The following is a 25,898-nucleotide window of genomic DNA, read 5'->3' as shown; positions in this document are numbered from 1 at the left end:
ACCTTACAAATTGGTATAGTTTTAATAAAAGTCATTGACCATAGTGATTAAATGGTGCATTATAGGAAATGTACTTGAGTGGTCTAGTCGAAAAGTGAGGCGTTTTTTGTGAAATCATTAATCTCTGGCGGTTTGTTTATCAAAAGTAGTGAACCACGAGTCCTAACACAAGCAGCGGTCCAGGTGCCAAATAGTAACCTGGTCTTGACTGCAACACCGGCAAAGGGGGCGGCCGCACTGGCCCAATTGGCCAAGACGGTCAGCGCCAATCGCCTGGTGCTCCCGCTTTTGGCAGGCACACCGTCACAGATACAAGCAGCGGCGGAACGACTGACGCTGCTGGGCGACAATGTTTACGTCCAAGTGCCGACCATGTCAGATGGGCAGTTAAACCTGCGACTGATCCAGCAGCTGACGCAGGAGGGGATCCCACTGGCCCTTAGCGGGATTGCGACCCGCCAGATGGTCCGGCAATTGCTCGACGGCCTCAATCCGGTCGCCGACATGCTCTTCTTGATGGCCGGGGCGACGAGCTACTACGATTTGATTGTTGGTTCCGCCCTTGCCAAGCTGGTACCGCAGATCCAGTTAATTGCCACCGCGGAGAGCCTCAACGATCTCTGCATGGTGAATCGCCTGGCGCTCGATGGAGTAGCGGTGGGTGACAGCTTGCTGCCCTTTCTGCGGCGCTCCGTCCAGGGGATGACCTGCCAAGTTGATAGTCAACAAATTCAACTAGCTTAACAAAAAACTCGCTACTTCATATTGAGGCAGCGAGTTTTTTTATTCTGCAGTTTTGGGGGTTCGAACGGCCAGTACCAGTACCAAGTTAATCAGCAGGGTCAAGCCGGTGACGGCAAAGACCATCTGGTAGCTGGACAGGCCGGAAATCAACGAGCCGAGGAGCGAACCGAGAACGGCGCCACCGGCCTGGAAGGATTGGTTCAGGCTGAAGATCCGCCCAAAGGCTTCGGCCGGCACATCCAGGGTCAGGACCGTCTGGGCGGCGGGCATTAGTGCCGCGTTGGCTAATCCCAAGAGGAATCGCCAGAAAGCCAGCGACCAGGGTGAGTGGGTAAAGGTCATCGGGATGAAAAGTACGAAAGCAACTGCCAACCCAATGCGCAGGATTCGTTCCGGCCCGACCTGGTCCATTGTATGGCCAACCTTGGAGGCCGCGATTAGCGTCCCCAGTCCGGGGGTCGCCGCCACAATCCCGGCGACGAAGGCCACGTTGCCACGGTTATGCATCAGCGAACGGACGTAGAGACTGATGATCGGGTCGATCGACATCGTGGAGGCAGTGACGATCATGGTGGTCAAAAACATCACGAAGATCAACCGCGGGTTCGACAGCTCGTGGATGATTTCACCGAGGGGCTTCATGGCGGCCTTCTTGATCGGCCGGAAGTGCTCGACCGTCAGCAGCCAGGTTGCCAAAAAGACGCTCAGCATCAAGAGCCCGGTGATGAAGAAGGGGATCCGGTAGCCAAATGCCCCGGACAGCAAACCACCGAGCAGGGGGCCGACCAGGTTGCCGGCCACGCCCGCCGTGGACATGGCGGCCATTACCCAACCAGAGCGGCTGTGGGGTGTTTCTCCAGCCATCAGGGCGGTTGCGTTGTTGATGTAGCCCGAGAAGATCCCCTGGAGGGTCCGCATGGCGATGATCATCCAGACACTTTGCGAGAGCCCGGTGATGAAGATGGTGCAGGCCATCACCCCGGAGGCCCGCATGCACATCAATTTGCGGCCCTTCCGATCGGCCAGGCTGCCCCAAAACGGGGAAACAATTGCCTGGGAAATAAAGGTGACGGCAAAGGCCAGCCCGGAGTAAAAGTTCAATTGAAAGTGGCTAAAGGAGCCGAGTTCGTTGATGAACAGCGAGATGAAGGGCATCGTCATTGAGTAGCCCATCCCCGTGATAAATGCCCCTAGCCAAAGCGTGTAAAAAGTGCGGTGCCACCCGTGCGGAAATTTGCCGGCAGCAACGGCGGAATCCATTCAAAAGCCTCCTTAAATAGTACTTATCTTAACCATAGCGATAATTGGCCGAAAAGTTAACCTTTCTGCTTGGTTGCCAGGTAATGGACAAAGGTTACCAGCATAAAGACGACCAAGAGAACGGTGACCCACATGGCAATCTGAACCCCGGTTGTCAGGGATGCGGGCAGTCCGGAGATGACAACGACCATGGTGACGGAAACGGCTCCGAAGACTTGGCGCAGGGTGTTGTTGAGCGCGGTCCCGTGGCTGTTTTCACTCTGCGACAGCTGGGAGAAGGCCTCGGACAGGGCCGGGCTGAAGACGCAGGCGTTCCCGATCATCCGGACCGCGTAGGCAAGCGTCAGGATGAGCAGGGAGGAGTGAGCGGAGATCGTGACCAGTGGAATTGAGGCTAACAGCATGATGACCCCACCGGTGATGATCAGCCACTTTGGCCCGTACTGGTCGTAGAGCCGGCCGACGATTGAGGCGGTGATGGCGTTGCAGATGGCTCCCGGCAAAAGGATCAGCCCGGACATGAAGCTGCCGACGTGAAGGACGTTTTCAGTGAAGATCGGCAGGAGCTGTTCGGTCCCCAGCAGAACCATGAAGGCAAAGATCCCGACCAAAGTCATCAGCCGGAAGGAGGAGTACTTGAAAATCTGAACCTTGAGCATCGGGTTCTTGAGCCGGAGCTGACGCTTGACGAAGACGGCGATGATTGCCAGACCGACGACTAGCATGGCCAGGCCGACCCAGAAGTTTTTCTGAAAGGCAGTCAAGCAGCCCAGGGTCAGGGCCGAGCCAACCAGGGAAATGAAGACGGACAGATAGTCGATCTTAATGTCGCGTGGCGTCGAGAAATTGGCGAGCTTGAAGTAGCCGATGATGAAGATGATGACCATCAGTGGGAGCACCAGGATGAAGAGCCACCGCCAGGGCAGAACCTGGAGGATGAATCCGGCCAGGGTTGGTCCCAGGGCCGGCCCGGCCGAAATGACCAAGCTGGAGAGCCCGAGAATCGAGCCCCGCTTTTCAATGGGGTAGATCGAAATCATGGTGGTCATCTGAAATGACATCAGCATCCCCCCGGCGCAGGCCTGGATCAGCCGGGCCGCCAGCAGGGTCGCGAAGTTGGTCGCAAAGCACCCCAGCAAGGTCCCAACGATGAAGGTTCCGATCGTACCGAGGAAGAGGTGACGGTTGGTGAACTTATCGTACATGTTCGATGACAATGGGGTAACGATCCCGATAATCAGGGTGTAGCCGGTCGTCAGCCACTGGGCGGTGTTCAGCGAGACGTGGAGGTCGCTGGAGATGACCGGCAGCGCGGTGACCATCATCGTCTGGCTGGCCAGACTGACGAAGGCCGAAAGCAAGAGAATCGCGGTGATGATTCGCCGCGTTCGCAGTGAAATTTTGACAGAGTGATTTTGAGCCATGACAAAGTCCTTTCTGATAATAATGCCGTCTTCTAGTCTAGCACCGGTCAAGCGCTTACGGTCAAGAACAATTTAGGTGGCAAGGCCGGCAAAATTTGCTATGATAGAAATGAAAAGAGGGGGAAACAGCGGTGAAAAAGAAAATTGCGGTCTTTTCAGACGTCCACGGTAACCTGAGCGCGCTCCAGACAATGTATCAGGATAGCCTGGACCAAGGGGTTGATGAGTACTGGTTCATTGGGGATCTGCTGATGCCGGGCCCAAGCATCAACGGGATTTGGCAGTTGATGCGGGAGATGGCGCCGACGGTTAAGGTGCGGGGTAACTGGGATGATCTCGTGGTGGTCGGCTCCCGCGGAATAATCGATACCAAAAAGCCATCCCACGTCTACTTTGGCCGGCTGGCGCAGTACGTGACCGAACATGCTCAGCCGGGGATCATCGATGAACTGGCCAGTTGGCCGCTGCGGGTGACCCGCCAGGTTGGTGGTTTGAACTTTGGCATTTCCCACAACCTGCCGGACCTCAATATGGGCCAGGACCTTTTTCCGACGAATGACTCGGCCAACTTTGACCGACTCTTTGAACAAAAGGCCGGTGCGCCGTCCCTGGACGTGGCGATCTATGCTCACGTCCACCACGATCTGCTGCGCTACGGCACGGACGAACGGCTGGTGTTGAACCCCGGTGCGGTGGGAGAGCCCTTTAACCATTGGCCGGGTCTGCACAAGGATCTGCGGGCGCACTACCTGATTTTGGAGGTCGATGAACTGGGGCTGGCCGCCACCACTTTCCGCCACGTCGCCTATGACCGGGCGCACGAAAAAGAGCAGGCGGGATTGACCGACCTGCCGTACCTGGCGCTTTACCAGAAGATGATGGACACGGGCAATGCCTACACCCACGACGATGCCCTGCTCAACGCCCAGAACCAGCGGTACGGGTACGCGGACCAGTACCGGCGCTTTAAGAAAAAATTAAAGAAATAGGCAAGCCCTTTTACTTGTAAAAAGTTAGAAAGCCTGCGATAATGATTCTCGAATGATATTCGCAGATGTTTTAAAAAGTGTTGTTGCAGTTGATGATCAAAAGAATAACCCAAGGAGGACAGAGTCGATACATGGCTAAGAAGTCAAAGATTGCTAAATTACATCATCAGGAAGCATTGGTAAAGAAGTACGCTGCAAAACGCAAGGAATTAAAGGACAAGGGTGACTATATTGCCCTCTCAAAGCTGCCCCGTAACTCCAGCCCGGTGCGTCTGCACAACCGGGACCGCTACGATGGCCGGCCGCACGCCTACATGCGTAAGTTTGGCATGTCTCGGATCAACTTCCGGAATTTGGCGCATAAGGGACAGATTCCGGGTGTTCGCAAGGCCAGTTGGTAATTAAATTGATTTTAAAAAGATTCTGGTGGCTGCCAGGATCTTTTTTTTCGCTGCGGGCCGGAAAATAGCTGTTATACTAAAGGTAAAAACGCGGAACGGAAAATTAGGTGAGAATAGATGAGCATTGAGGCACAATTTAAGAATTTGCAGCAATTAGTGGACGAGAGCGAAAAGGTTCGCCAAACTGAGCGCTATCGGAATGCAAGTTCCCACTTAAAGGATCTCTATGATCGCGCGATTGCCATGGGCCAGGAAGTCCTGGACGCCCAGGAAGAGCAGCTGCACCCGAAGATTATGGCGGAACTGACCATTCAGACAATTAACAATGCCAAGCGGACGCTCAACGGGAAAAGTGTACCGGTAGCGGAGAACGCGGCCGAGCAGCCGGCTGCCAAGGCGAGCAAGGCGAGTTCCCAGCCGAGCAAAGCCCCTCAACAATCTTCGAAACAAGCAGAACAGTCCACGGCCCAAGAGGAGCAAGCATCAGTGCCGGTCTTCACTGCCAAGGCGACTACGGTTCCGCTCCGCGACGAAAAGGAGCAATCCACATCGCTTGGACCCGCGCCCACAATTACCTTTTACCCGGCTGGGCAGGCGACGCTCACCTTCTACCCGGCTCACGTTGTCCCGACACCAAAAGAACAGGAGCACCAAGAACAACAGAATGTAAATCGTCATCAGTCGGCCTGGCGTGCAATCTGGCACGGATTGAAGCAGAGCCTTGGACTGGGGCGGAAATAAGGCGGTTGGGAAAATGTCTTTCTCAATCGCCTTTGTTTTAAATAATTCTAAAGAGCCTTGAATTATCTTTCAACATTGCTATAATGTAGGTGTAGTTGAGAATGATTCTAATTAAGGAGGAGATATTCATGAATTTTGTTGGACATGAAATCGGCGACTTTAAGGTGAACGCATATCAAGATGGCAAAACCGTGGAAGTATCAAAGAAGGATGTTTTAGGCAAGTGGAGTATCTTCTTCTTCTACCCAGCGGACTTCTCCTTTGTTTGCCCAACTGAACTGGAGGCTTTGCAGGACAAGTATGAAGACTTCAAGCAGGCCAATGCCGAGATCTACTCCGTTTCCGAGGACACGGAGTTCGTGCACAAGGCTTGGGCGGAAGCTTCTGACAAGATTGGCAAGATCAAGTACCACATGCTCGCCGACCCGGCCGGCAAGCTGGCCCGGATGTTTGATGTTTTAGACGAGGATGCCGGTCAGGCTTACCGGGGCGTCTTCATCGTGGACCCGGATGGCAAGATCCAATCCTACACCATCAACAACATGGGAATTGGCCGGAGCGCGGACGAGATTCTGCGGACTCTGCAGGCGGCACAGTTCGTTCGTGAACACGGCGATCGGGTTTGCCCAGCTAACTGGAAGCCAGGGCAGGATTCCATCAAGCCAAGCCTGGACCTTGTCGGTAAGCTTTAATCGGGGGCATGCCAATGAGTGAGCAACATCTATACGATCTGATTGTGGTTGGTGCCGGGCCGGCTGGCTTGTCCGCCGGACTCTACGCCGGCCGGGTGACCCTGGATACCCTGATCATCGAGGGCGACACGGTTGGCGGCCAGGTCACCACGACCTCGGTGGTTTACAACTATCCGGCGGTGGAAAAGGTCGACGGGACCCAGCTGATGAATCAGCTGCAGCGCCAGGTGACCGATTTCGGGGTCACAATTAAGCACGACCAGATTGAAAAATACGACCTTGGTGACGAGGTCAAAACGCTGACCGGCCAGAGTGGTCAAACCTACCAGGCCCGGAGCGTGATCATTGCCACTGGAGCTAACCCGCGCAAGGTTGGTTTCCCCGGCGAGGACGAGTTTCGGGGACGGGGAATTGCCTACTGTTCGACCTGCGACGGCGAGCTCTTCTCTGGCCTGCAGATCTTCGTGGTCGGCGGTGGCTACGCGGCTGCCGAGGAGGCCGACTACCTGAGTCGCTTCGGCAAGCACGTCACGGTTCTGGTCCGGGGCGATCACTTCACCTGTCCACCACTGACGGCAGCCCGGGCGTTGAACAATCCCAAGGTCAGCGTCAAGTACAACACCGAGGTGAAGCGCGTCGACGGGGATGACTACCTCACCAGTGCCACCCTGGTCAACAACCAAACGGGGAAAGAGACCGTTTACCATGTTGATGAGGGTGATAACACCTTTGGGATGTTCATCTACATCGGGACCCAACCAGCCACGCAAAACTTGCAGGGCTTGGTCGAATTAGACGATCGCGGTTATATCAAGACCGACGAAAACTGTGCCACCAATGTTCCCGGCGTTTATGCAGCCGGGGACGTGATCGTCAAACCACTGCGGCAGATCATCACCGCCGCGGCGGACGGGGCCACTGCCGCTACGGCTGCGGAAGCCTGTGTCACTGCCCAGAAGCAGCGGCAAGGGATCCCGATTCATCCCGCGACGGCCAAGCAACCCGCTAAGCCGGTTGGCCAGACTAGTCAGCTGAACGAACAGGAAGCGGTCAGCACGCACCAGGGAACTTGGCTGACGGCCGACATTGATGCCCAACTTAAGCCGATCTTTACCCGCCTGACTAAGCCGGTCATCTTCCAGGTCAACACGACGGACGGAGAACTCAGCCAGCAGCTGGTTAGCTTTGTCAATGAATTCGTCGGCCTGGACGACCATTTCACGATGACGACAGTTAAGGGCACTGGTCAATACCTGCCGATGCTGAAGCTCTTAGACGGCGAGGGCAACGATACGGGGCTCCATTACGCCGGGATTCCGACCGGCCACGAGCTGAATTCACTCGTTCTAGGTGTCTACAACGTGGCCGGTCCGGGCCAGACGATCGCACCGGAAATGGCTGCCAGGATCAAGCAGCTGCCAGCGACCGATATCCGGATCGGGGTCTCACTGACTTGCCACTTCTGTCCGGACGTGGTGGCGGCCTGTCAGCGGATGGCCTCGTTGAACCCGGGGATCACGGCAACGATGATTGACCTTCAACACTTCCCGGATCTGCGCAAAGAGAGGAAGATTATGTCCGTGCCGGCGACGATAATTGGAAATGACCCGGTCATCTTCGGCAGCCAGTCACTGGAAGAATTGGTCAGCGCCGTTGAAAAGCACGGCCAAAACTAAGCACAAACTACTTAGCACCACTGGATTAAAGTTTCGGTGGTGCTTTTTTAGTATGGTTAATCGTTAAACTTATAATAAGATAAACTTTTGAACGATTTTTGTTTAAAATTTTGAAATTAGTAGTTTTTTAAAAGCCACCAATGTAACGAAAACTTAATAATTAAAAATACAACGAAAGGAGGTGAGACTAATGAAATTACAGATGGAAAGAAATTGGTTTAAAGCTGTTTTTGTAACATTGTTAGCGCTTGCTGCGGCGATTTTCTTTATTAGGCCGGCCTACGCCGACACTAATTCGAACACCGCAGTATCAGCGATCAGCACTGTTCAGCAAGCTAATGCGCTGAATGCGTCAACCGCCATTGGAACGGTCCAATCAAATGATAAGCAGAATCAGCAATTGGACCAAGAAAATGCTCAGTCACAATCAAAGCCAACGACGGCAGGCACGACCACGACTACTGTTAACACGCAACAGGAAAAGTCTACTGATAGTCAGCAATCAAAAGCAACGACGACAAGTACGACCACAACTGCTGCCGACACGCAGCAAGCTAAGTCAACTGCTAGTCAGCAGCCAACTGTTCGGCTGGCCGCGGCACCCCAGGCAAAGGCAACTGCACCGGGGGAGGTGACGCCAACGAGCACAACGGTCAAAGTGATTAACACGAGCACCGGAAAAGAATACAATGGTGAGACAATTGATCAGTATACTCCGTTGAAGCTTCAGTTTGCTTTTGATTTTCAAGGTCAAAACGTTCAAAATGGTGACTATTTCAACTTTACAATCGACAATCCAAATAATTATCTTAAATTAGCTGATGGTCAAAGTGTGACGATTCCTTTGATGGATGGAAACAACCAGCTAGGAACGGCCACTTTAACAGTTATTAAGGATAAACAGATTGCTGGCAAAGTCACCTTGGCTGAAAATGGTAGCGATGCTAAAGGATATTTTGAATTTACTTTGGCAGTCGATGCTAGTCAAGCTGGTGATAGTAAAGAGATTCCTGTTAAGGTAATAGCACCTAACATTAGCCAACCACAGGTTACGATTAAGTATGTTTCCAGAACTGTCAATCCAAACGAAGAATTTAGTAAGTACAGTTACAATAATACCTTAGGACCGGATAAATCGAATCCTAAAGATACGGATCCAAATAATTATACGCCTGATGATATTACTAAAGGGAACCTGACTTATGCGCTTCGGATAATTAATCATGGCGAGACCGCAAGTACAACTGCTACGATTACAGATGCTTTGAAAACTGCTGGTTTTACCTATGATGAGAACAGTTTTCTCCTTTATAAGACAACATGGACTTATAAGGATAATAATTGGAGCAATGGTTCACTCTTAAATGTAAAGGGCTATACACTGACGTTTAGTAGCGATGACCGGAGTTTTACGATGAGCTTTGTCACGCCGAATATGAACGATCTCGATGGTTATGTTATCTTTTATCGGCTTCTGTATAATGGCAGACCGGTAAATACGCTTTCTGATGATGAACAGCAAAAACTTGTCGGAACAAAAATTGAGAATACTGCACAATTAGAACGTTCAAACACCCAGCCAATTAATTATCCGCAAACAATGGTAATTAATAAAAGCAAGGGTGAAATTGACGTTAAGCATTTTGTGTTAACTGTTGAGAAGATAGATGACGATGGTGCTCCTTTGAAGGGTGCTACTTTCGAACTTCGTAAGAAGGATGATAACTCATTAGTTGGTACCCAAACGACAGGCGCTGCCGGGACTGTTACGTTTACTAACTTAGTCCGTGGTGACTACTACCTTTTGATTGAAATCAATGCACCAGCAGGTTACCAGAAAGCTGAGAAAGTGGAAATCTCAGCCGGTGAATTAGCTACTGGAGAAGCTTTGATTAAGACAGTTGTAGATCATCGCCTGATTAGCAAGACGGTGACAAAGCAGTGGAATGATGATAATGACCAAGACAAGATTCGTCCAACGAGCATTACGGTCAACCTGGTTGGTAAGGTTGACAACACCGTTGTCTCAACCACGCCGGTAACGCTGGAAGCATCCGAAAATTGGACAGCTACTAAGTCAAACTTACCAGAATATTCTAATGGTAAAAAGATCACTTACACTTGGGAAGAACCGAATGTACCTTCTGGATACACTTCTCAGGTTGATGGTGACACGGTTACCAACAGCCACACGCCGGTCACTATCTCTAAGACAGTGACGAAGACGTGGGATGACAGCAATAACCAAGATGGAACTCGTCCAAGTACCATTACGGTTAACCTGGTTGGTAAGGTTGGAAATACCGTTGTTTCGACCACGCCGGTAACGTTGAGTGCCGATCATAACTGGACTGCCACTCAGTCAAACCTGCCGGAATATTCTAACGGTGAAAAGATTACCTACACTTGGGAAGAACCGACGGTTCCTGCCGGATACACTGCTCAAGTCAGTGGTGATACGATTACCAACACTCACCAACCGTCTACTATCTCTAAGACAGTGACGAAGACGTGGGATGACAGCAATAACCAAGATGGAACTCGTCCAAGTACCATTACGGTTAACCTGGTTGGTAAGGTTAACAACACCGTTGTCTCAACTACGCCGGTAACGCTAAAAGCATCCGAAAATTGGACAGCTACTAAGTCAAACTTACCAGAATATTCTAATGGTAAAAAGATCACTTACACTTGGGAAGAACCGAATGTACCTTCTGGATACACTTCTCAGGTTGATGGTGACACGGTTACCAACACCCACAAGCCAGCCACTATCTCTAAGACAGTGACGAAGACATGGGATGATAGCAACAACCAAGATGGAACTCGTCCAAGTACCATCACGGTTAACCTGGTTGGTAAGGTTGGCAACACTGTTGTCTCAACCACGCGGGTCACCTTGAGTGCGGACCACAACTGGACTGCCACGCAGCCCAATCTGCCGGCATACCAGAATGGTCATCAGATCACTTACACTTGGGAGGAACCAAATGTACCTTCTGGGTACACTTCTCAGGTTGATGGTGACACGATTACCAACAGTCACAAGCCAGCTACTATCTCTAAGACAGTGACGAAGACGTGGGATGATAGCAACAACCAAGATGGAATTCGTCCAAGTACCATCACGGTTAACCTGGTTGGTAAGGTTGACAACACCGTTGTCTCAACTACGCCGGTAACGCTAAAAGCATCTGAAAATTGGACCACTACTCAGTCCAACTTGCCGGCATATCAGAATGGTCACCAGATCACTTACACTTGGGAGGAACCAAATGTACCTTCTGGGTACACTTCCCAAGTTAATGGTGACACGATTACCAACAGCCACACGCCGGCCACTATCTCTAAGACAGTGACGAAGACGTGGGACGACCACAATAACCAAGATGGAACTCGTCCAAGTACCATCACGGTTAACCTGGTTGGTAAGGTTGACAACACCGTTGTCTCAACTACGCCGGTAACGCTAAAAGCATCTGAAAATTGGACCGCTACTCAGTCCAACTTGCCGGCATATCAGAATGGTCACCAGATCACTTACACTTGGAGGGAACCAAATGTACCTTCTGGGTACACTTCCCAAGTTAATGGTGACACGATTACCAACAGCCACACGCCGGCCACTATCTCTAAGACAGTGACGAAGACGTGGGACGACCACAATAACCAAGATGGAACTCGTCCAAGTACCATTACGGTTAACCTGGTTGGTAAGGTAGGCAACGCTGTTGTCTCGACAACACAGGTAACGCTTGATGCCGCTCATAACTGGACTGCCACGCAGTCCAACCTGCCGGCATACAGTAATGGTCACCAGATCACCTACACTTGGGAAGAACCAAATGTACCTTCTGGGTACACTTCTCAGGTTGATGGTGACACGATTACCAACAGCCACACGCCGGCCACTATTGATAAGACAGTGACGAAGCAGTGGAATGATGGTAATAATCAAGACGGCTTGCGTCCGCAAACGATCGCGGTTAACTTATTGGCTAACGGTCAAGTAGTTAAGACAGTTACCTTGAGTGCCGCCAACAACTGGACCGCCACGGTTGACGGTTTGGCTGAAAATGCCAATGGTCAGAAGATCGTTTACACTTGGGAGGAAGCCAACGTCCCAGCTGGTTACACTTCACAAGTGGATGGTAACGAGATTACTAACACCCACACACCAGTTACAATCAGCAAGGCTGTAACGAAGGTATGGAATGATGGTAATAACCAAGACGGCTTACGTCCACAGACGATCACGGTTAACCTGCTGGCTAACGGTCAAGTTGTCAAGACGGTTACGTTAAGTGCCGCCAACAACTGGACCGCCACGGTTAATGGCTTAGCCGAGAACGCTAATGGTCAAAAGATCGTCTATACTTGGGAGGAAGCCAACGTTCCTGCTGGTTATGAATCTCAAGTGGATGGCAACGAGATTACCAACACTCACACGCCAGTTACAATCAGTAAGAGTGTAACGAAACAGTGGAATGACGGTAATAACCAAGATGGCCTGCGTCCACAGAGCATCACGGTCAATCTGTTAGCCAACGGTCAGGTTGTGAAGACGGTTACCTTGAGTGCCGCCAACAACTGGACGGCCACGGTTGATGGCTTAGCTAAGAATGCCAATGGTAAAGTGATTACCTATACCTGGGAGGAAGCTAACGTACCTGCTGGCTACACTTCACAAGTGGATGGCAACGAGATTACTAACACCCACACGCCAGTTACGATCGCCAAGACCGTGACGAAGCAATGGGTTGACGGTAATAACCAAGATGGTCTGCGTCCACAGACGATTACGGTCAACTTGTTAGCCAACGGTCAGGTTGTGAAGACGGTTACCTTGAGTGCCGGAAATAACTGGACGGCGACGGTTGACGGCTTATTTGAAAACGCTAATGGCCAGAAGATCGTCTACACCTGGGAAGAAACCAACGTTCCTGCTGGTTATACTTCTCAAGTGAATGGCAATGAAATTACCAACAGCCACACGCCAGTTACGATCAGCAAGACCGTCACGAAGCAGTGGGTCGACGGTAACAATCAAGATGGTCTGCGTCCACAGAAAATTACGGTCAACCTGTTAGCCAACGGTCAGGTTGTCACGACGGTTACGTTAAATACCGCCAACAACTGGACCGCCACGGTTGAAGGTTTGGCTGAAAATGCCAATGGTCAAAAGATTGTTTACACCTGGGAAGAGGCCAACGTACCCGCTGGTTATACATCTCAAGTGGATGGCAACGAGATTACCAACACTCACACGCCGGTTACGATCAGTAAGACTGTAACGAAACAGTGGAATGATGGTAATAACCAAGACGGCTTGCGTCCACAGACAATCACGGTTAACTTGTTAGCCAACGGCCAGGTTGTGAAGACGGTTACCTTAAGTGCTGACAACAACTGGACCGCCACGGTTGAAGGTTTAGCTGAAAATGCCAATGGTCAGAAGATTGTTTACACCTGGGCAGAAGCCAACATCCCTGCTGGCTACACTTCACAAGTGAACGGCAATGAAATTACCAACAACCACACGCCAGTTACGATCGCCAAGACGGTGACGAAGCAATGGGTCGACGGTAATAACCAAGATGGTCTGCGTCCGCAAAACATCACGGTTAACCTGTTAGCTAACGGCCAAGTTGTGAAGACAGTTACCTTAAGTGCCGCTGACAACTGGACCGCCACGGTTGACGGTTTGGCTGAAAATGCCAATGGACAAAAGATTGTTTACACCTGGGAGGAGGCCAACGTTCCTGCTGGTTACATTTCACAAGTGAACGGCAACACGATTACCAATACCCACACGCCAGTTACGATCAGTAAGACCGTGACGAAGCAGTGGAATGACGGCAATAACCAAGATGGTTTGCGTCCGCAAACGATCACGGTCAACCTGTTAGCTAATGGTCAAGTTGTCAAGACAATCACGCTGAGTGCTGACAACAACTGGACCGCCACAGTTAATGGCTTAGCCGAGAACGCTAATGGTCAAAAGATCGTCTACACTTGGGAGAAAGCCAACGTACCTGCTGGTTACACATCTCAAGTGAATGGCGATGAAATTACCAACAGCCACACGCCAGCTACGGTTGCCAAGACCGTGACGAAACAGTGGAATGATGGTAATAACCAAGATGGCCTGCGTCCGCAAAACATCACGGTTAACCTGCTGGCTAACGGCCAGGTAGTTAAGACGGTTACCTTGAGTGCTGGCAACAACTGGACCGCTACGGTTGATGGTTTAGCTGAAAACGCCAATGGTCAAAAGATTACCTACACCTGGGCAGAAGCCAACGTACCTGCTGGTTACACATCTCAAGTGAACGGCAACGAGATTACCAACACTCACACGCCAGTTACGATCAGTAAGAGCGTAACGAAGCAATGGGTTGATGGTAATAACCAAGATGGCCTGCGTCCGCAGAACATCACGGTTAACTTATTGGCTAACGGCCAAGTAGTTAAGACGGTTACCTTGAGTGCCGGAAACAACTGGACGGCCACGGTCGATGGTTTAGCCGAAAATGCCAATGGTCAAAAGATTGTTTACACCTGGGAAGAGGCCAACGTTCCTGCTGGTTACACATCTCAAGTGGACGGCAACGAGATTACCAACACCCACACGCCAGTTACGATCGCAAAGGCTGTGACGAAGCAGTGGGTTGACGGTAACAACCAAGATGGCCTGCGTCCGCAAACGATCACGGTCAATCTGTTAGCTAACGGTCAAGTTGTCAAGACAATCACGCTGAGTGCCGCTGATAACTGGACGGCAACGGTTGATGGCTTAGCTGAGAATGCCAATGGTAAGGCGATTACCTACACCTGGGAGGAAGTCAACGTCCCTGCTGGCTACACTTCTCAAGTCGATGGTGACACGATTACCAACACGCATACACCAACGACGCCTGAAACGCCGACAACTCCTGAAACGCCAACGACGCCGGAGACACCAAACGTCCCTGAAACGCCAAACGTTCCAGGGAAGCCGGGACAACCTGGTACTCCGGGACACGGCCAAGGCCAACTGCCACAAACCGGCAATCAAGACGACCTCGCCTTATTGGCACTGGGTCTGATGATGCTGAGCATGACAATTGGAATTACGCTGCGTCGGCACTAATTGATGATTGAGAGGAGGCGCCTCGTAATTGTTAGATGAAATTCTAACAACTGCGGGGCGTTTTTTATGGGCGAGCCGCAGTTGAAAACGCTTTCCGGCTGTGACTCTCTGGTCGCGTGAGCTGGCGGCCTGGCACTCGGCTCAGTCCGCTGCGGTACTCCGCAATATTGAAAAATGCAAAAATGAGACCCGATAAATTTGTGGGTTTATCGGGTCTCATTTGGCATTTTTTCGGCAATCAAAAAGCACAGCTTCAGCAAAATCCTCAAGCCATGCTCCAACAATTATTTTACAGATTCTCATCCGTCTTAAAGTTCAGTGCGCAGTAGTCGGTCATCTTAGTGATCAGGTCGAGGGACAGCTTCTTATAAGCGTTCAGGGTGTCGATAGCGTATCCGTTGCTCTGCATCGTCAGGTAGGAGCTCCGCGACTCGCCGTTCATCGTCTGGCATTCGCGGTCGGTCTCGGCGATCATCTTGATGGCGGCGTTGTTGCGCTCCTTTTGAACTTCCCGCAGTAATGGCAGGAATTCGTGAAGGTGACTGTCGACCAGGACGCTGGCGTGCTTGAAGATCCAGTAGGCGGAATTCAGCTGGGCCGGCAGCTTGCCGCGCTTGTACGGTGCCGGTACCTCGGTGATCCCGTTGAAGAACGGAACGTAGGTGCTCTCGGCGGCGACGCCCATTGCCAGCCAGTGGATGTTGGCGCCCGGCTGCCGGTTCATCTGCAGGATATGCGATTCCTGGGTCTTGGCCAGACTGATCGGCCGGTACTTGTGTGCGCCCTTGCCGTGGCCGATCGGGTCAAATTCGGTGCCCTCGTAGTGGTTGCTGAGGTAGCGCTGGGCGTCGAAGATGGAGAGCTTGTGGTCCGGCTTCATCAAGAATGGCAACTCGGTTGATTCCGACGTCTCGTCTGCGGCCTTCTTGGGACTGAAGAGCTGGTGGCCGATCCAGACCCGCGGCTCGCTATAAATCGCGTCGGAACGGTCAGCCGTCCCAAAGATCTTGCGGAAGTTAAAGTGGTCCGGGTCTGGGTTCAGGTGGTGCTTGTCAACGAAGGCCTGGATCTCGGGATGGAACATGAAGTTCTTCGTGTCGGTGAAGTCGATGTTCTGGATGGCTAACTGGTTGGCAACCACGGCGTAGGAGTCGTCCGGGATCCTCTGGGCAACCCAGTAGTGACCGGCCCCGGTTTCAAAGTACCAGGCCTCATCATTGTCGGCGAAGAGGATGCCGTTGGTTTCGCCGGTCCCGTACTTGGCGATCAGGTTGCCGAGCCGCTGGACTCCTTCGCGTGCGGACTTGATGTATGGCAGGACGACGGTGACCATCGCTTCCTCGTTGAGCCCATTGTCCACCAGCGGGTCGTAACCAAGAACCAGTGGGTTAGAGTAGGCACTCTCGGTGGCGCTCATGGCGACATCGTACTCGTTGATCCCGTCTTCTTCGAACAGGCCGGCCTTGTCGGTCCATTCCGGCGTGGCGGTGTAGCGGGCACTGTCGCTCGGCAGGTCGAGTTCCAATTTCGTTTCCTTGGAAATAAAGTGGGTCGGCATCTCGCCGTGCTGATGAACAACCATGTGCTTCGGCCAGGCGGCCTTGGCGTCTTCGTTGCGCCCGATCATGATTGTGCCGTCGATGCTGGCTTTTTTACCAATTAAAATACTGGTACAAGCGGATAGTTTATTAGCCATATCAAAAACTCCTCCAAAAAGTAGATTGATAACGTTTACATAATTAAATTATAACGCTTTTCGCTTTGAATTACGATGTTAGATAAGTTTACTATAGAAATTTCCTGGTTTGCAAGAGGAAAATGCAAGTATATAATAGGAAGAATGATTTCAATGAATAGGGAGCGATGAATAATGGAAAGATTATCTTTCCTGATTGTAATGTTAGCGGCCCTGGTGATTCCAATCGCGATGGCGCGGTTCAAGATCGCCAGTGTGCCGACCGCGGTGGCCGAGATCGTCACCGGCATCATTATCGGCAAGAGCGTCTTCGGCTGGGTGACCCCGACTCAGGGACTCAACATGATGGCGACCCTGGGGACGATGATGCTGATGTTCTTGTCCGGGATGGAAATCAACTTCGACCTCTTCAAGCGGCAGGCCGGAGCGGCACCGAACCCGAAATCGCCGGTCAATCTGGCAATGCAGGCGTTCGGCCTGGTCTTTATCACCGCGGCGGTCCTCGGCCTAATCCTAAAGTGGCTGGGGCTCTTCAACGATATTTTCCTGACCACGATCCTCTTTTCGACGGTCGCCCTCGGCGTAGTGATTGCGACCTTGAAAGAAAAGGAAATCCTGGGCCGGCCGGCGGGGCAGACGATCCTGCTGACGGCGGTCCTGGGGGAGGTCGTGCCGATGCTATCGCTGACCGTCTACGCCTCGATCAACGGGGGCAACGCGAGCCGGCTCTGGCTGATCGTCCTGCTCTTCTTAGCGGCGATCATCCTCTTGCGGCGGTTCAAGCAGCCCTTCATCTGGTTTAACAAGATTTCGAAGGCAACGACCCAACTGGACATCCGTTTAGCCTTCTTCCTGATCTTCACCCTGGTGGCGATTGCCGAGCGAGTCGGGGCCGAAAACATCCTCGGGGCCTTCTTGGCGGGGATGGTCATGAAGCTGCTCGAGCCCAGCGAGGACACCCAGCAGAAGCTGACCTCGATCGGGTACGGTTTCTTGATCCCGTTCTTCTTCATCATGACCGGGGTAAAGCTGGACATCAAGCAGCTCTTCGCCAATCCACGGGCCCTGGCACTGATCCCGGTGCTGGTAGCCGGCTTTATCCTGGCGAAGATGCCGACCGTGCTGATCTTTTCGCGGCGCTTCTCGAAGCGGAACTCCTTTGCCGGCGGTTTTCTGACCGTGACAACGATCACCCTGGTCCTGCCATCGCTACAGGTGGCGCGCAACCTGCACGCCATCACCAGCACGCAGTCGGATGCCTTTATCCTGGCGGCGGTGATTGTCTGCATTCTCGGGCCGATCGTCTTCAATTCGGTTTACAAGCTAGGGCCGGCTGACATGATCAAGCAGCGGGTCGTTATTCTTGGCGCCAACACCGCGACGGTCCCGGTCGAGCAGCAATTGTCGAAAAACTGGTACGTCGTCCGGATGGTGTCCGACTCGCAGGATAATTACAAGACCTACAACAGCGAGGTTCGGGACCTGACCTACCTGGAAAAGGTGGATGAGACGACGCTGGATGAACATGATTTCTTCGACACGGATATCCTGGTAGCGGCCTTCAAGAACGACCACAAAAACGCCAAGCTGGCGCGGATTGCCAAACGCCACGGGGTGCCCCGGGTGATTGCCAGCCAGCAGAACCCGAAGACGGATCACCGGCGGATCGACGAACTGACGGCCCAGGGGATTGAAATTTATAACATCTTCAACGTCCAGATCAGTGTGATGCGGGCGATGATCGAGAGCCCGTCGATTGTAGAAATGCTGACGGATACCGAGGCCGGGCTGTTCGAAGCCACGGTCCGCAACCGGCGCTACACCGGTCAGGAACTGCATTCCTTGCCATTTATCGACCGGATCACGGTCAGCCGGATCTACCGCAACCACAAGCCGATTTCGCCCCACGGTGACACGATCATCGAGCTGGGCGACCACATTCTCTTCACCGGAAACCACACCGATGCCGAGGAGGTCCGGGCCCAGCTGCGGCGGAAGAATTGATGCCTATTATAATAGAAGAAAAGCCTTCGCAATTTTGACTTGCGAAGGCTTTTTTGGTCGGTAAAATGACGGTGGCTAGGCTTTTGTTGTTGCCTTATGATAGTAGGCGCGTGCTTGTTCATCAGAAAGGCTTAGCACGGTTGTTAGGAAATGAATGATTTCATTTTTAGATTGGCCCTGCTTGATAAGGCCGTTAATTAAGCTGAGTCGATCATTTTCAATCCCTTGGTTCCGTCCCTTGATCTCTGCCTGATCCAGTTCATACTGATGATCCATTTCCATCAATGACATCCGCATAAAATCCGCCCTCCATTTCTTGCTATCTGTGAAGTAGATTATCTTTCAAGGACGATTTATTAGAGCGTGCTTCTTGATAACAGTTTTGTGCTTGTTCTTCGGTAAGATTCATTACGGTGGTAAGAAACGTGAGAATTTCATCTTTAGATTGCCCCTGTTTGCGTAACCCATTAACTAGCTGAATCCGATCTTGTTTGACGGCCTGATCTAACTCATACTGGTGGTCCATTTCCATCAATGACATTCGCATAAAATCCGCCCTCCATTTCTTGTTGTGTTTAACTTCCGTGATCTTTTGTCTTAATTTTAACCCAAATGCGTCCTCCTGCCCACTGGAACGCCCGGCAATTTGGTCGAGAAAAGTCTGTAGCTTTGCCGGGACCTCGTGGCGCTCGCTGGTGACGTTGAGGTAGATGTCCGTGGCCTCGTCCCAAACTAAGAAGGTCGGATCCTGGTTGAGGCGCTTATTGACCGAATAGTACTGCCGCTCCAGTCCCATCGGATCGAAGCAGCAGATGAAGATGACGTAGGAATTATGGGCATAGTTGTAGTTCTCGCCCCGCTCGTACGAAGCGAAGGCGTTCAGCGACTGGTAATAGCGGACGCGCTTGAAGAGATTCGGGCTTTCGGCCACCTGCATCTCGATGTCGTAGTGATTGTTGGCATCGTCCGTGGTGTAGACGTCGAAACGAACACCCTTGGCATCGTTGCTGGGATTGATCTCCTCCTGCGCCCGGGGCGGCTTGATGCTTTTGATGGTCAGCTCCGGCAGAATGCTCTGGATGATCTCCAGGCAGATCGCGGGATCGGTCATCACTTTGCTGAAGACAAAGTCGTTTTCGAGCCCCGCCTTGCGCCAGTTGGCGGCGGCTTGTTGAATTCTGTTCATTGCAAAATTCCTCCTTCTACCCTTTAAATACGGAAGAATTCGGCAAATGCATGCAAGAATTTAAATTTTACCTTCTGCTAGATAAATCCGGAAGAACTGTCCGCCCGCACCTTTCTATGGTAAAATTAAGGAAAGCAATAAAGGAGGGCATTGTCATGCCATTAGTACACATCGACCTGATCGAGGGCCGGAGCGAAGAACAACTCAAGGGCCTGGTAAAGGACGTTACGGCTGCCATCTGCAAGAACGCTAATGTTCCAGCTGAACGGGTGCACATTGTTCTGAACGAAATGCAAAAGGATCGCTACAGTGTTGGCGGTAAGATGGTTAGCGATAACTAAATTTTGATCAGTCACCCGGGAGTCCCCAGGTGGCTTTTTTCTTGGTCGCTGTTTCGAAAGGATGAGTGAAGTGAACGAGCAACAATATATCATGGCAATCGACGAAGGGACGACCAGCTCCCGGGCCATTATCTTTGACCACGACGGCAATAAGGTGGGGATGAGCCAGCAGGAATTCCCGCAGTACTTCCCACAACCGGGCTGGGTCGAACACGACGCCACGGAGATTTGGGACAGCGTCCAGCAGGTCATGTCAGACGTCATGATCAAGACCCAGATCAAGCCTTATAAGATCGCGGCGATCGGGATTACCAACCAGCGGGAGACGACCGTCATCTGGGATCGTCACACCGGTGAGCCGATTTACCACGCAATCGTCTGGCAGTCCAAGCAGACCAGCGAGATTGCCGAGCAGCTGATCAACGACGGCTACAAGAAGATGATCCACGACAAGACCGGGCTGGTGATCGATTCCTACTTCGCTGCCACCAAGATCAAGTGGATCCTCGACCGGGTTCCCGGTGCCCGCGAGAAGGCGGAGCACGGCGACCTGCTCTTCGGGACGATCGACACCTGGCTGCTTTGGAACCTGACCGGGGGCCGGGTCCACGCTACCGACGTCACCAACGCCAGCCGGACGATGCTTTTCAATATCCACACCCTTGATTGGGATCAGGACATCCTCGACCTGCTCGACATTCCACGCCAGCTCCTGCCCGAGGTCAAGGAGAGCTCGGCCATCTTCGGTTACACCGGCGACTTCACCTTCTACGGGGTCCAGATTCCGATCGCCGGAATCGCCGGGGACCAGCAGGCGGCGCTTTTCGGTCATGCGGCTTACGACGAGGGTTCAGTGAAAAACACCTACGGAACCGGGGCCTTTATCGTCATGAACACCGGCCTAAAACCAACCCTGTCCGATAACGGTCTGCTGACGACGATTGCCTATGGGCTGGACGGGAAGACCCACTATGCCCTGGAAGGGAGTATCTTCGTTGCCGGGTCCGCGGTCCAGTGGCTGCGGGACGGACTAAAATTCTTCGCCCACGCCAGCGAGTCGGAACAACTGGCCCTCGAAGCCAAATCGACCGGCGGCGTCTATGTCGTGCCAGCCTTCACCGGGTTGGGGGCACCGTACTGGGATCAGGAGGTCCGGGGCGCCATGTTTGGCTTGACCCGTGGGACCGAACGGGGCCAGATTATCCGGGCCACCCTGGAGTCAATCGCCTACCAGACGCGGGACGTGGTCGACACGATGGTCAAGGACACCAAGCTGCCGCTGTCGGCACTGACGGTCAATGGTGGCGCCTCGCGGAACAACTTCTTGATGCAGTTCCAGGCCGACATCCTGCAGACACCGATCAAACGGGCGGAGATGGAGGAGACGACCGCACTGGGCGCCGCCTTCCTCGCCGGATTAGCCGTCGACTTTTGGAATGATACGGACGAGCTGCGCAAGCTTTCGCGGATTGGGGACGAATTCCAACCGCTGATGGCTCCCGACCGCGCCGGTGAGCTTTACGCCGGTTGGCAGCAGGCAATTAAGGCCGCACAATACTTTAGCCATGGAGAATAGTTAAATGACAGATAACCAACAGATGATTACCGACCTGACTGACTTTATCCACGCCAACCACGAAGACGAGCTGGCCCCGGCGGACTCGCTCTACCTGATGATGCTCGATCAGTGGCAGCGTCTCAACCGGCCGGGGGTGACCTGGGCGGATTCGGAAAGCAGCCAGCTCTATGCTTGCTACTGGCGGCGGATGCAGACCTGGCACCAGCACTTTATGGACGCCCGCAACCAGATTCTGGTGGCGGACGCAATCGGGGTGCCGGTGATGCACACCATCTTCTTGGACACGCTTGATGCGGCTCAGGATGATGCGCTCGATGCCGTGGAGTCGCTGGACGCCCACGGCCCGCGGACGGTGATTCCGCTGAATAGCTTTCCGCGCTTACTCAAGATGGAGGTGCAGCGGCTGGCGGAACTGCTGGACACACAGGAATTGTCGCCGGTGGACGGCCAGCTGCTGATGGAGTACTGGGACGCGATCACCGCGCTGATTGATGAGGACCTGGAGGAAAAATAAATGAAGGGTGCAATCTTAAACGTAAATAATATTCTGGTTGACGTTGACCAGCTGCAATTTGCGGCCTGGCGCGATCTGGCAATGTACGAATACGGCATGGGCCTGCCGGGCAAAATGGCGGCGGGGCTGAAGGGCCAAAGTCGCGACCAGGTGCTGGACGCGGTCTTAGACCATTTTAAGCAGATGGCCACGCCCGCGGAACGCCAGGAGATCCTGGACGAGCAGGACAAGTTCTACGAAAAAACACTGACGACGGTGGATGAGACCAAGCTCTTGCCGAATGCCCAACAACTGGTGATCAGCCTCTATGACCACTACGTCAAGGTGGGAGTCCGCGACACGGATGGCCACGCCGCGGACCTGGTCAAGCAGCTGAAGCTGGACGGCTACGTGGATCTGGTGGGACCGGAAGCTGATACGGGTGAGAACCCGTACACGGCCCTGGTGGATCAGCTGGAAGTGCCGGCCGCTGGCAGCATTGCCGTCGCAACCGGGGCGGCAGACTTGCAACAAGCGGCAATAGCCGGGCTGACGACGATTGGCGTCGGGGATGCCCAGGAGCTGCATGGGGCCGACTACCAGGTCAGTCTGGTGGGCGACCTGCGCTACCAGATGCTGGAGAAGGTCTGGGAGGATAAACAGTAGAGAAGACAAAAGAGGATGAAGAACCTCCTACCATGGTAGTGAGCCTTCATCCTCTTTTTTATTGCTTCTGTTTGAGCCAATCCTGTAAATAATCACAGAGCTGCTGGGCATCCGCGCGGTTTAGAGCAAAGGTATTGTCGTGGCCGACGCCGTCAAAGTCAACATTCGTCAGCAAAATATCTAACTGGTCCGTGGCGGGATCGTGATAAAGGCTGAGCTCGTTAGCACAGCCGTCGTCGCGTTCTTCCCCTCGGTAGCGGTCGTTGAACCAGTCCCCATCAATTGTAACTTTATGCATGTCTTTCACCTCAGATGGATCAATTATAGCATGTCCGGGTTCGCACGGCGGATCCGCCGCCCGGTCGCTACCAATTGCCGGCGCCACTGGTAAACGGCTTGCGGGCTGACCCCGCAATGCCGGGCAATGGCGGCGTCGTTCTGGAAGCGCCCGGAAAGAACCAGATCTAGATACTTGCGCGCCGTCCCGCTGCTCTGGGACCGTAACTCGGCAAAAAAGGCTTTTCGTTCCAATTGCACGAAGGCCGCTCCAGCTTGCGGATCGGCGAGCTGGCTACCCCCGGCCAGATCATCGTCAAGGGAGTATTGGCGAAGGGTAACCCGGTGCTGTCCCCGCCGCAGCTGGTCGAGGAGGCGCCAGCGAATCTGCCGATAGGCGTAGGTCATCAGCTGCCGCTCGTTTGCCGGTGTCACCGGCTGCGGGTAGGCGGCATAGACTTGGGCAAAGATCAGGCAGCCTTCTTGGACCAGGTCGGGATAGTCATCACGGGAGGGTGCCACGCCCAGCCCCTTTAGGACACCGTGAATTAGTCGAATTCGCTGATCGTTCGAGAAAAGATAGGTCAAACCCTCGGTCGCTTTGATAGTATTCATGAGAATCATCCAATCGGTCTAAAATTCTCAAGGGCCCTTGAGTACTTGTAGTTTAACAGCTGAACAATTAGTTTAGCGAACGATTAGTTGTCTATATATTTGATCAAAATAGTCGTTGACGGGGCAGAAATAGTTCGGTATTCTATATTCTAAGGAAGCGCTTACTATTTTAGGCGTTTACGTAATACTTTGGGATTTGACCCAGAAACCTGGTGAATCAAGTGAATAAACATAGTAAAGAAATTTTAGACCTAAGCCGGCTGACAGAAGTGCAGATCGATGCGGAAACAGACGGCTTTCAGCCCCGGTGGGACAACACAATCCTGCTGGTAGCCTACGATCAGCAGCGGACGTTCGTCCTGACGAGCGACGGCCGCTACTTAGTACTGGGGCGGCCGCTCCAAGAAACCCTAATTAAGTTTGCCAACGATAATGATGTCGACGACTACATCATGCGGGCACTGTACGGAATGATCGGTCAGCATAAGGGACGGGGTTACATTGCCGGCAACAACCGCTTGGTGCCGACACACGGCAAGACAAACACGCACGTGGCCTATTACATGGCCGACTGTCTTGACAATCATTTTCATTGTAAGCACCGGGACATGGAGCTGGCGACCTTCGTCAGTGAGGGCCAGGCTTATTCCGTTTATTTCGACACGAGCGCGCAGACCTTTAGCCAGCTAATTCGAGCAGCGGATCGGGTTGCGTCCTTGCAGCTGGGGAAGCTGACCTGGGATAAGCACAACTTTGGGGATGATGCCCTTGAGGAGCGGCGCGGGGTCCGGACCTTCCATGACGGTCAGCGGTATCGCCAGGACTGTCACGACATCAGGTACGCGGTGATGATGGAGCTGCTCCGCCAGACCTGCTTTGAATATTGCAGCGAAGAGGAGCAGCAACAGGCAATTGATAAGTTAAAGCGGCTGATAAAGCCAGATCTTTAATACAAATGCTAAACATTAGTCTAATAATAAGGGTGGTGACAGGGACGACATCAATAGATTGGAGCTGTTGACGATGACAGACAAGAAGTTTCATAACGGAATTGATTATGCACTGAACGTGCTGCAAGCGAAGTGGCAGCCGACCCTAATCTTTTGGCTAGGCTTTCGGCCGCTGACGTTGGACGAGCTGGGTAAATTGATTCCTAAGCTAACGACGGAGCAGCTGCGCGTCGAATTAGCGAAACTGCAAAACTTGCGGATTGCGAATCCGGTTAAGGACACGGCGGATTGCTACTCGCTGACTGATGAGGGTGGCAATTTCCGGCAAATCATGATGTCTTTGAGCATCTGGGGAAAGCAACAGATGAACGATGATGAGGATAAGATCTCAAACTTAATTGTCGAACCGGAGTCGAACGCCAAGCTCAGCGAACTAGTAAAGTACAACAAGTTCCTGCAAGAATACATTAAGTAATTCCAATGAGGCGACCTTTTTCAGCGAAAGGTCGCCTTTTTTAAGGATTTGTGATCAAAAACGCAATTTATGAAGAAACTTTGAAGAGAAGCTTGACGAATCCGGAGAAGCCACTAAGTGCAATTACTAGTGCTAATAATATACAAAGTATAACTGGAGAACATATGGAGTCACCTCATATGACTTATAATCACGATATGTTAGATATCTATACTGCTGGTAATTGGCATGATGATCCATTAGTGCAATTTCTTAATTATTATCAAGTTGTTGAATACTTGTTCACTTATGTGCCAGATGAAGTGCTTTTTGAAAAGGTACAGAGCGAGATATCAAATCCTAAATTTTCATATACTAATAAAAATGACATTTTGAGGCTATCTAATCTAATCTAATTTCTTCGTTAAATAGTAAAAATGAAAAGGAAGTTAATTCGGTAGATTATAGAATGAAGTTAGCCACCTAATTGGTGGTAAATGCAAAAACGCCATTCGGCGTGACATCAGGTATCATATTAAGTGAATCAAACCTATATGAAAGGATGTCCGTCAAATGACG

Annotated in this window: 21 protein-coding genes; 14 read left to right on the top strand and 7 right to left on the bottom strand. The window is 52.3% G+C overall.

Annotation, left to right across the window (positions count from 1 at the left end; all coding sequences use genetic code 11):
* The first annotated feature begins 108 nt into the window (after nucleotides 1–108).
* Nucleotides 109–744, top strand: coding sequence for a beta/alpha barrel domain-containing protein (locus tag OCT58_RS03755; protein WP_267201520.1), 636 nt, complete (start codon nucleotides 109–111; stop codon nucleotides 742–744).
* A 39-nt stretch (nucleotides 745–783) separates the two neighbouring features.
* Here OCT58_RS03755 and OCT58_RS03750 read toward each other — a convergent pair whose 3' ends face one another.
* Nucleotides 784–2,004, bottom strand: a complete 1,221-nt coding sequence (locus OCT58_RS03750) for an MFS transporter (RefSeq protein ID WP_267201519.1) — start codon at nucleotides 2,002–2,004, stop codon at nucleotides 784–786.
* 56 nt (nucleotides 2,005–2,060) lie between these two features.
* The gene (locus tag OCT58_RS03745; RefSeq protein ID WP_267201517.1) at nucleotides 2,061–3,428 is read right to left on the bottom strand and encodes a DHA2 family efflux MFS transporter permease subunit; all 1,368 of its coding nucleotides are present in this window, start codon (nucleotides 3,426–3,428) and stop codon (nucleotides 2,061–2,063) included.
* Between the two features lie 131 nt (nucleotides 3,429–3,559).
* On the opposite strand from OCT58_RS03745, the gene OCT58_RS03740 reads away from it, so the two are divergent.
* The 6 genes from OCT58_RS03740 (at nucleotide 3,560) to OCT58_RS03715 (ending at nucleotide 15,059) form a co-directional block, all read left to right on the top strand.
* Nucleotides 3,560–4,417 (top strand): metallophosphoesterase family protein, encoded by an 858-nt coding sequence (locus tag OCT58_RS03740; protein WP_267201516.1) that lies wholly within the window; start codon nucleotides 3,560–3,562, stop codon nucleotides 4,415–4,417.
* 131 nt (nucleotides 4,418–4,548) lie between these two features.
* On the top strand, nucleotides 4,549–4,818 hold the full coding sequence (gene rpsN / locus OCT58_RS03735) for a 30S ribosomal protein S14 (RefSeq protein WP_267201515.1): 270 nt from the start codon (nucleotides 4,549–4,551) through the stop codon (nucleotides 4,816–4,818).
* A 117-nt stretch (nucleotides 4,819–4,935) separates the two neighbouring features.
* On the top strand, nucleotides 4,936–5,559 hold the full coding sequence (locus OCT58_RS03730; RefSeq protein WP_267201514.1) for an FIVAR domain-containing protein: 624 nt from the start codon (nucleotides 4,936–4,938) through the stop codon (nucleotides 5,557–5,559).
* A 128-nt stretch (nucleotides 5,560–5,687) separates the two neighbouring features.
* Nucleotides 5,688–6,251, top strand: coding sequence for an alkyl hydroperoxide reductase subunit C (gene ahpC, locus OCT58_RS03725; protein ID WP_267201513.1), 564 nt, complete (start codon nucleotides 5,688–5,690; stop codon nucleotides 6,249–6,251).
* 14 nt (nucleotides 6,252–6,265) lie between these two features.
* On the top strand, nucleotides 6,266–7,927 hold the full coding sequence (locus OCT58_RS03720) for an FAD-dependent oxidoreductase (RefSeq protein WP_267201512.1): 1,662 nt from the start codon (nucleotides 6,266–6,268) through the stop codon (nucleotides 7,925–7,927).
* A gap of 190 nt (nucleotides 7,928–8,117) precedes the next feature.
* Nucleotides 8,118–15,059 (top strand): Cna B-type domain-containing protein, encoded by a 6,942-nt coding sequence (locus OCT58_RS03715; RefSeq protein WP_267201511.1) that lies wholly within the window; start codon nucleotides 8,118–8,120, stop codon nucleotides 15,057–15,059.
* Between the two features lie 289 nt (nucleotides 15,060–15,348).
* On the opposite strand, the gene OCT58_RS03710 is transcribed toward OCT58_RS03715, so the two are convergent.
* A complete protein-coding gene (locus OCT58_RS03710; RefSeq protein ID WP_267201509.1) occupies nucleotides 15,349–16,755 on the bottom strand; it encodes a C69 family dipeptidase in 1,407 nt (468 codons plus the stop codon).
* 174 nt (nucleotides 16,756–16,929) lie between these two features.
* On the opposite strand from OCT58_RS03710, the gene OCT58_RS03705 reads away from it, so the two are divergent.
* Entirely contained in the window at nucleotides 16,930–18,759 is a 1,830-nt protein-coding gene (locus OCT58_RS03705; RefSeq protein WP_267201508.1) for a monovalent cation:proton antiporter family protein, read from the top strand.
* Between the two features lie 75 nt (nucleotides 18,760–18,834).
* Here OCT58_RS03705 and OCT58_RS03700 read toward each other — a convergent pair whose 3' ends face one another.
* Together OCT58_RS03700 and OCT58_RS03695 are read right to left on the bottom strand one after the other, a co-directional pair.
* Nucleotides 18,835–19,056 (bottom strand): hypothetical protein, encoded by a 222-nt coding sequence (locus OCT58_RS03700; RefSeq protein WP_267201507.1) that lies wholly within the window; start codon nucleotides 19,054–19,056, stop codon nucleotides 18,835–18,837.
* Between the two features lie 22 nt (nucleotides 19,057–19,078).
* Complete coding sequence (locus OCT58_RS03695) at nucleotides 19,079–19,945, bottom strand: Rpn family recombination-promoting nuclease/putative transposase (protein ID WP_267201506.1); 867 nt, start codon at nucleotides 19,943–19,945, stop codon at nucleotides 19,079–19,081.
* Nucleotides 19,946–20,100: 155 nt separating this feature from the next.
* Here OCT58_RS03695 and thmT point away from each other — a divergent pair, with 155 nt between their 5' ends.
* The 4 genes from thmT (at nucleotide 20,101) to OCT58_RS03675 (ending at nucleotide 23,024) form a co-directional block, all read left to right on the top strand.
* Entirely contained in the window at nucleotides 20,101–20,286 is a 186-nt protein-coding gene (thmT, locus tag OCT58_RS03690; RefSeq protein ID WP_267201505.1) for a 2-hydroxymuconate tautomerase, read from the top strand.
* Nucleotides 20,287–20,356: 70 nt separating this feature from the next.
* The gene (glpK, locus tag OCT58_RS03685; protein WP_267201504.1) at nucleotides 20,357–21,862 is read left to right on the top strand and encodes a glycerol kinase GlpK; all 1,506 of its coding nucleotides are present in this window, start codon (nucleotides 20,357–20,359) and stop codon (nucleotides 21,860–21,862) included.
* Nucleotides 21,863–21,866: 4 nt separating this feature from the next.
* Entirely contained in the window at nucleotides 21,867–22,379 is a 513-nt protein-coding gene (locus tag OCT58_RS03680; RefSeq protein ID WP_267201503.1) for a hypothetical protein, read from the top strand.
* Complete coding sequence (locus OCT58_RS03675; protein WP_267201502.1) at nucleotides 22,380–23,024, top strand: HAD family hydrolase; 645 nt, start codon at nucleotides 22,380–22,382, stop codon at nucleotides 23,022–23,024. It abuts the gene before it with no gap.
* Between the two features lie 58 nt (nucleotides 23,025–23,082).
* On the opposite strand, the gene OCT58_RS03670 is transcribed toward OCT58_RS03675, so the two are convergent.
* Together OCT58_RS03670 and OCT58_RS03665 are read right to left on the bottom strand one after the other, a co-directional pair.
* Complete coding sequence (locus OCT58_RS03670) at nucleotides 23,083–23,322, bottom strand: hypothetical protein (RefSeq protein ID WP_267201501.1); 240 nt, start codon at nucleotides 23,320–23,322, stop codon at nucleotides 23,083–23,085.
* Between the two features lie 23 nt (nucleotides 23,323–23,345).
* Complete coding sequence (locus tag OCT58_RS03665; RefSeq protein ID WP_267201500.1) at nucleotides 23,346–23,915, bottom strand: sigma-70 RNA polymerase sigma factor region 4 domain-containing protein; 570 nt, start codon at nucleotides 23,913–23,915, stop codon at nucleotides 23,346–23,348.
* Nucleotides 23,916–24,136: 221 nt separating this feature from the next.
* Here OCT58_RS03665 and OCT58_RS03660 point away from each other — a divergent pair, with 221 nt between their 5' ends.
* Together OCT58_RS03660 and OCT58_RS03655 are read left to right on the top strand one after the other, a co-directional pair.
* The gene (locus OCT58_RS03660; protein ID WP_267201498.1) at nucleotides 24,137–24,865 is read left to right on the top strand and encodes a hypothetical protein; all 729 of its coding nucleotides are present in this window, start codon (nucleotides 24,137–24,139) and stop codon (nucleotides 24,863–24,865) included.
* Between the two features lie 73 nt (nucleotides 24,866–24,938).
* Nucleotides 24,939–25,340, top strand: a complete 402-nt coding sequence (locus OCT58_RS03655) for a winged helix-turn-helix transcriptional regulator (protein WP_267201496.1) — start codon at nucleotides 24,939–24,941, stop codon at nucleotides 25,338–25,340.
* Nucleotides 25,341–25,898 lie beyond the last annotated feature (558 nt).

The sequence above is a fragment of the Limosilactobacillus kribbianus genome, assembly GCF_026413145.1.
Taxonomy (GTDB): Bacteria; Bacillota; Bacilli; order Lactobacillales; family Lactobacillaceae; genus Limosilactobacillus; species Limosilactobacillus kribbianus.
Note: the sequence above shows the minus strand (reverse complement) of the source record. Positions and strands in the feature narration are given on the sequence as shown.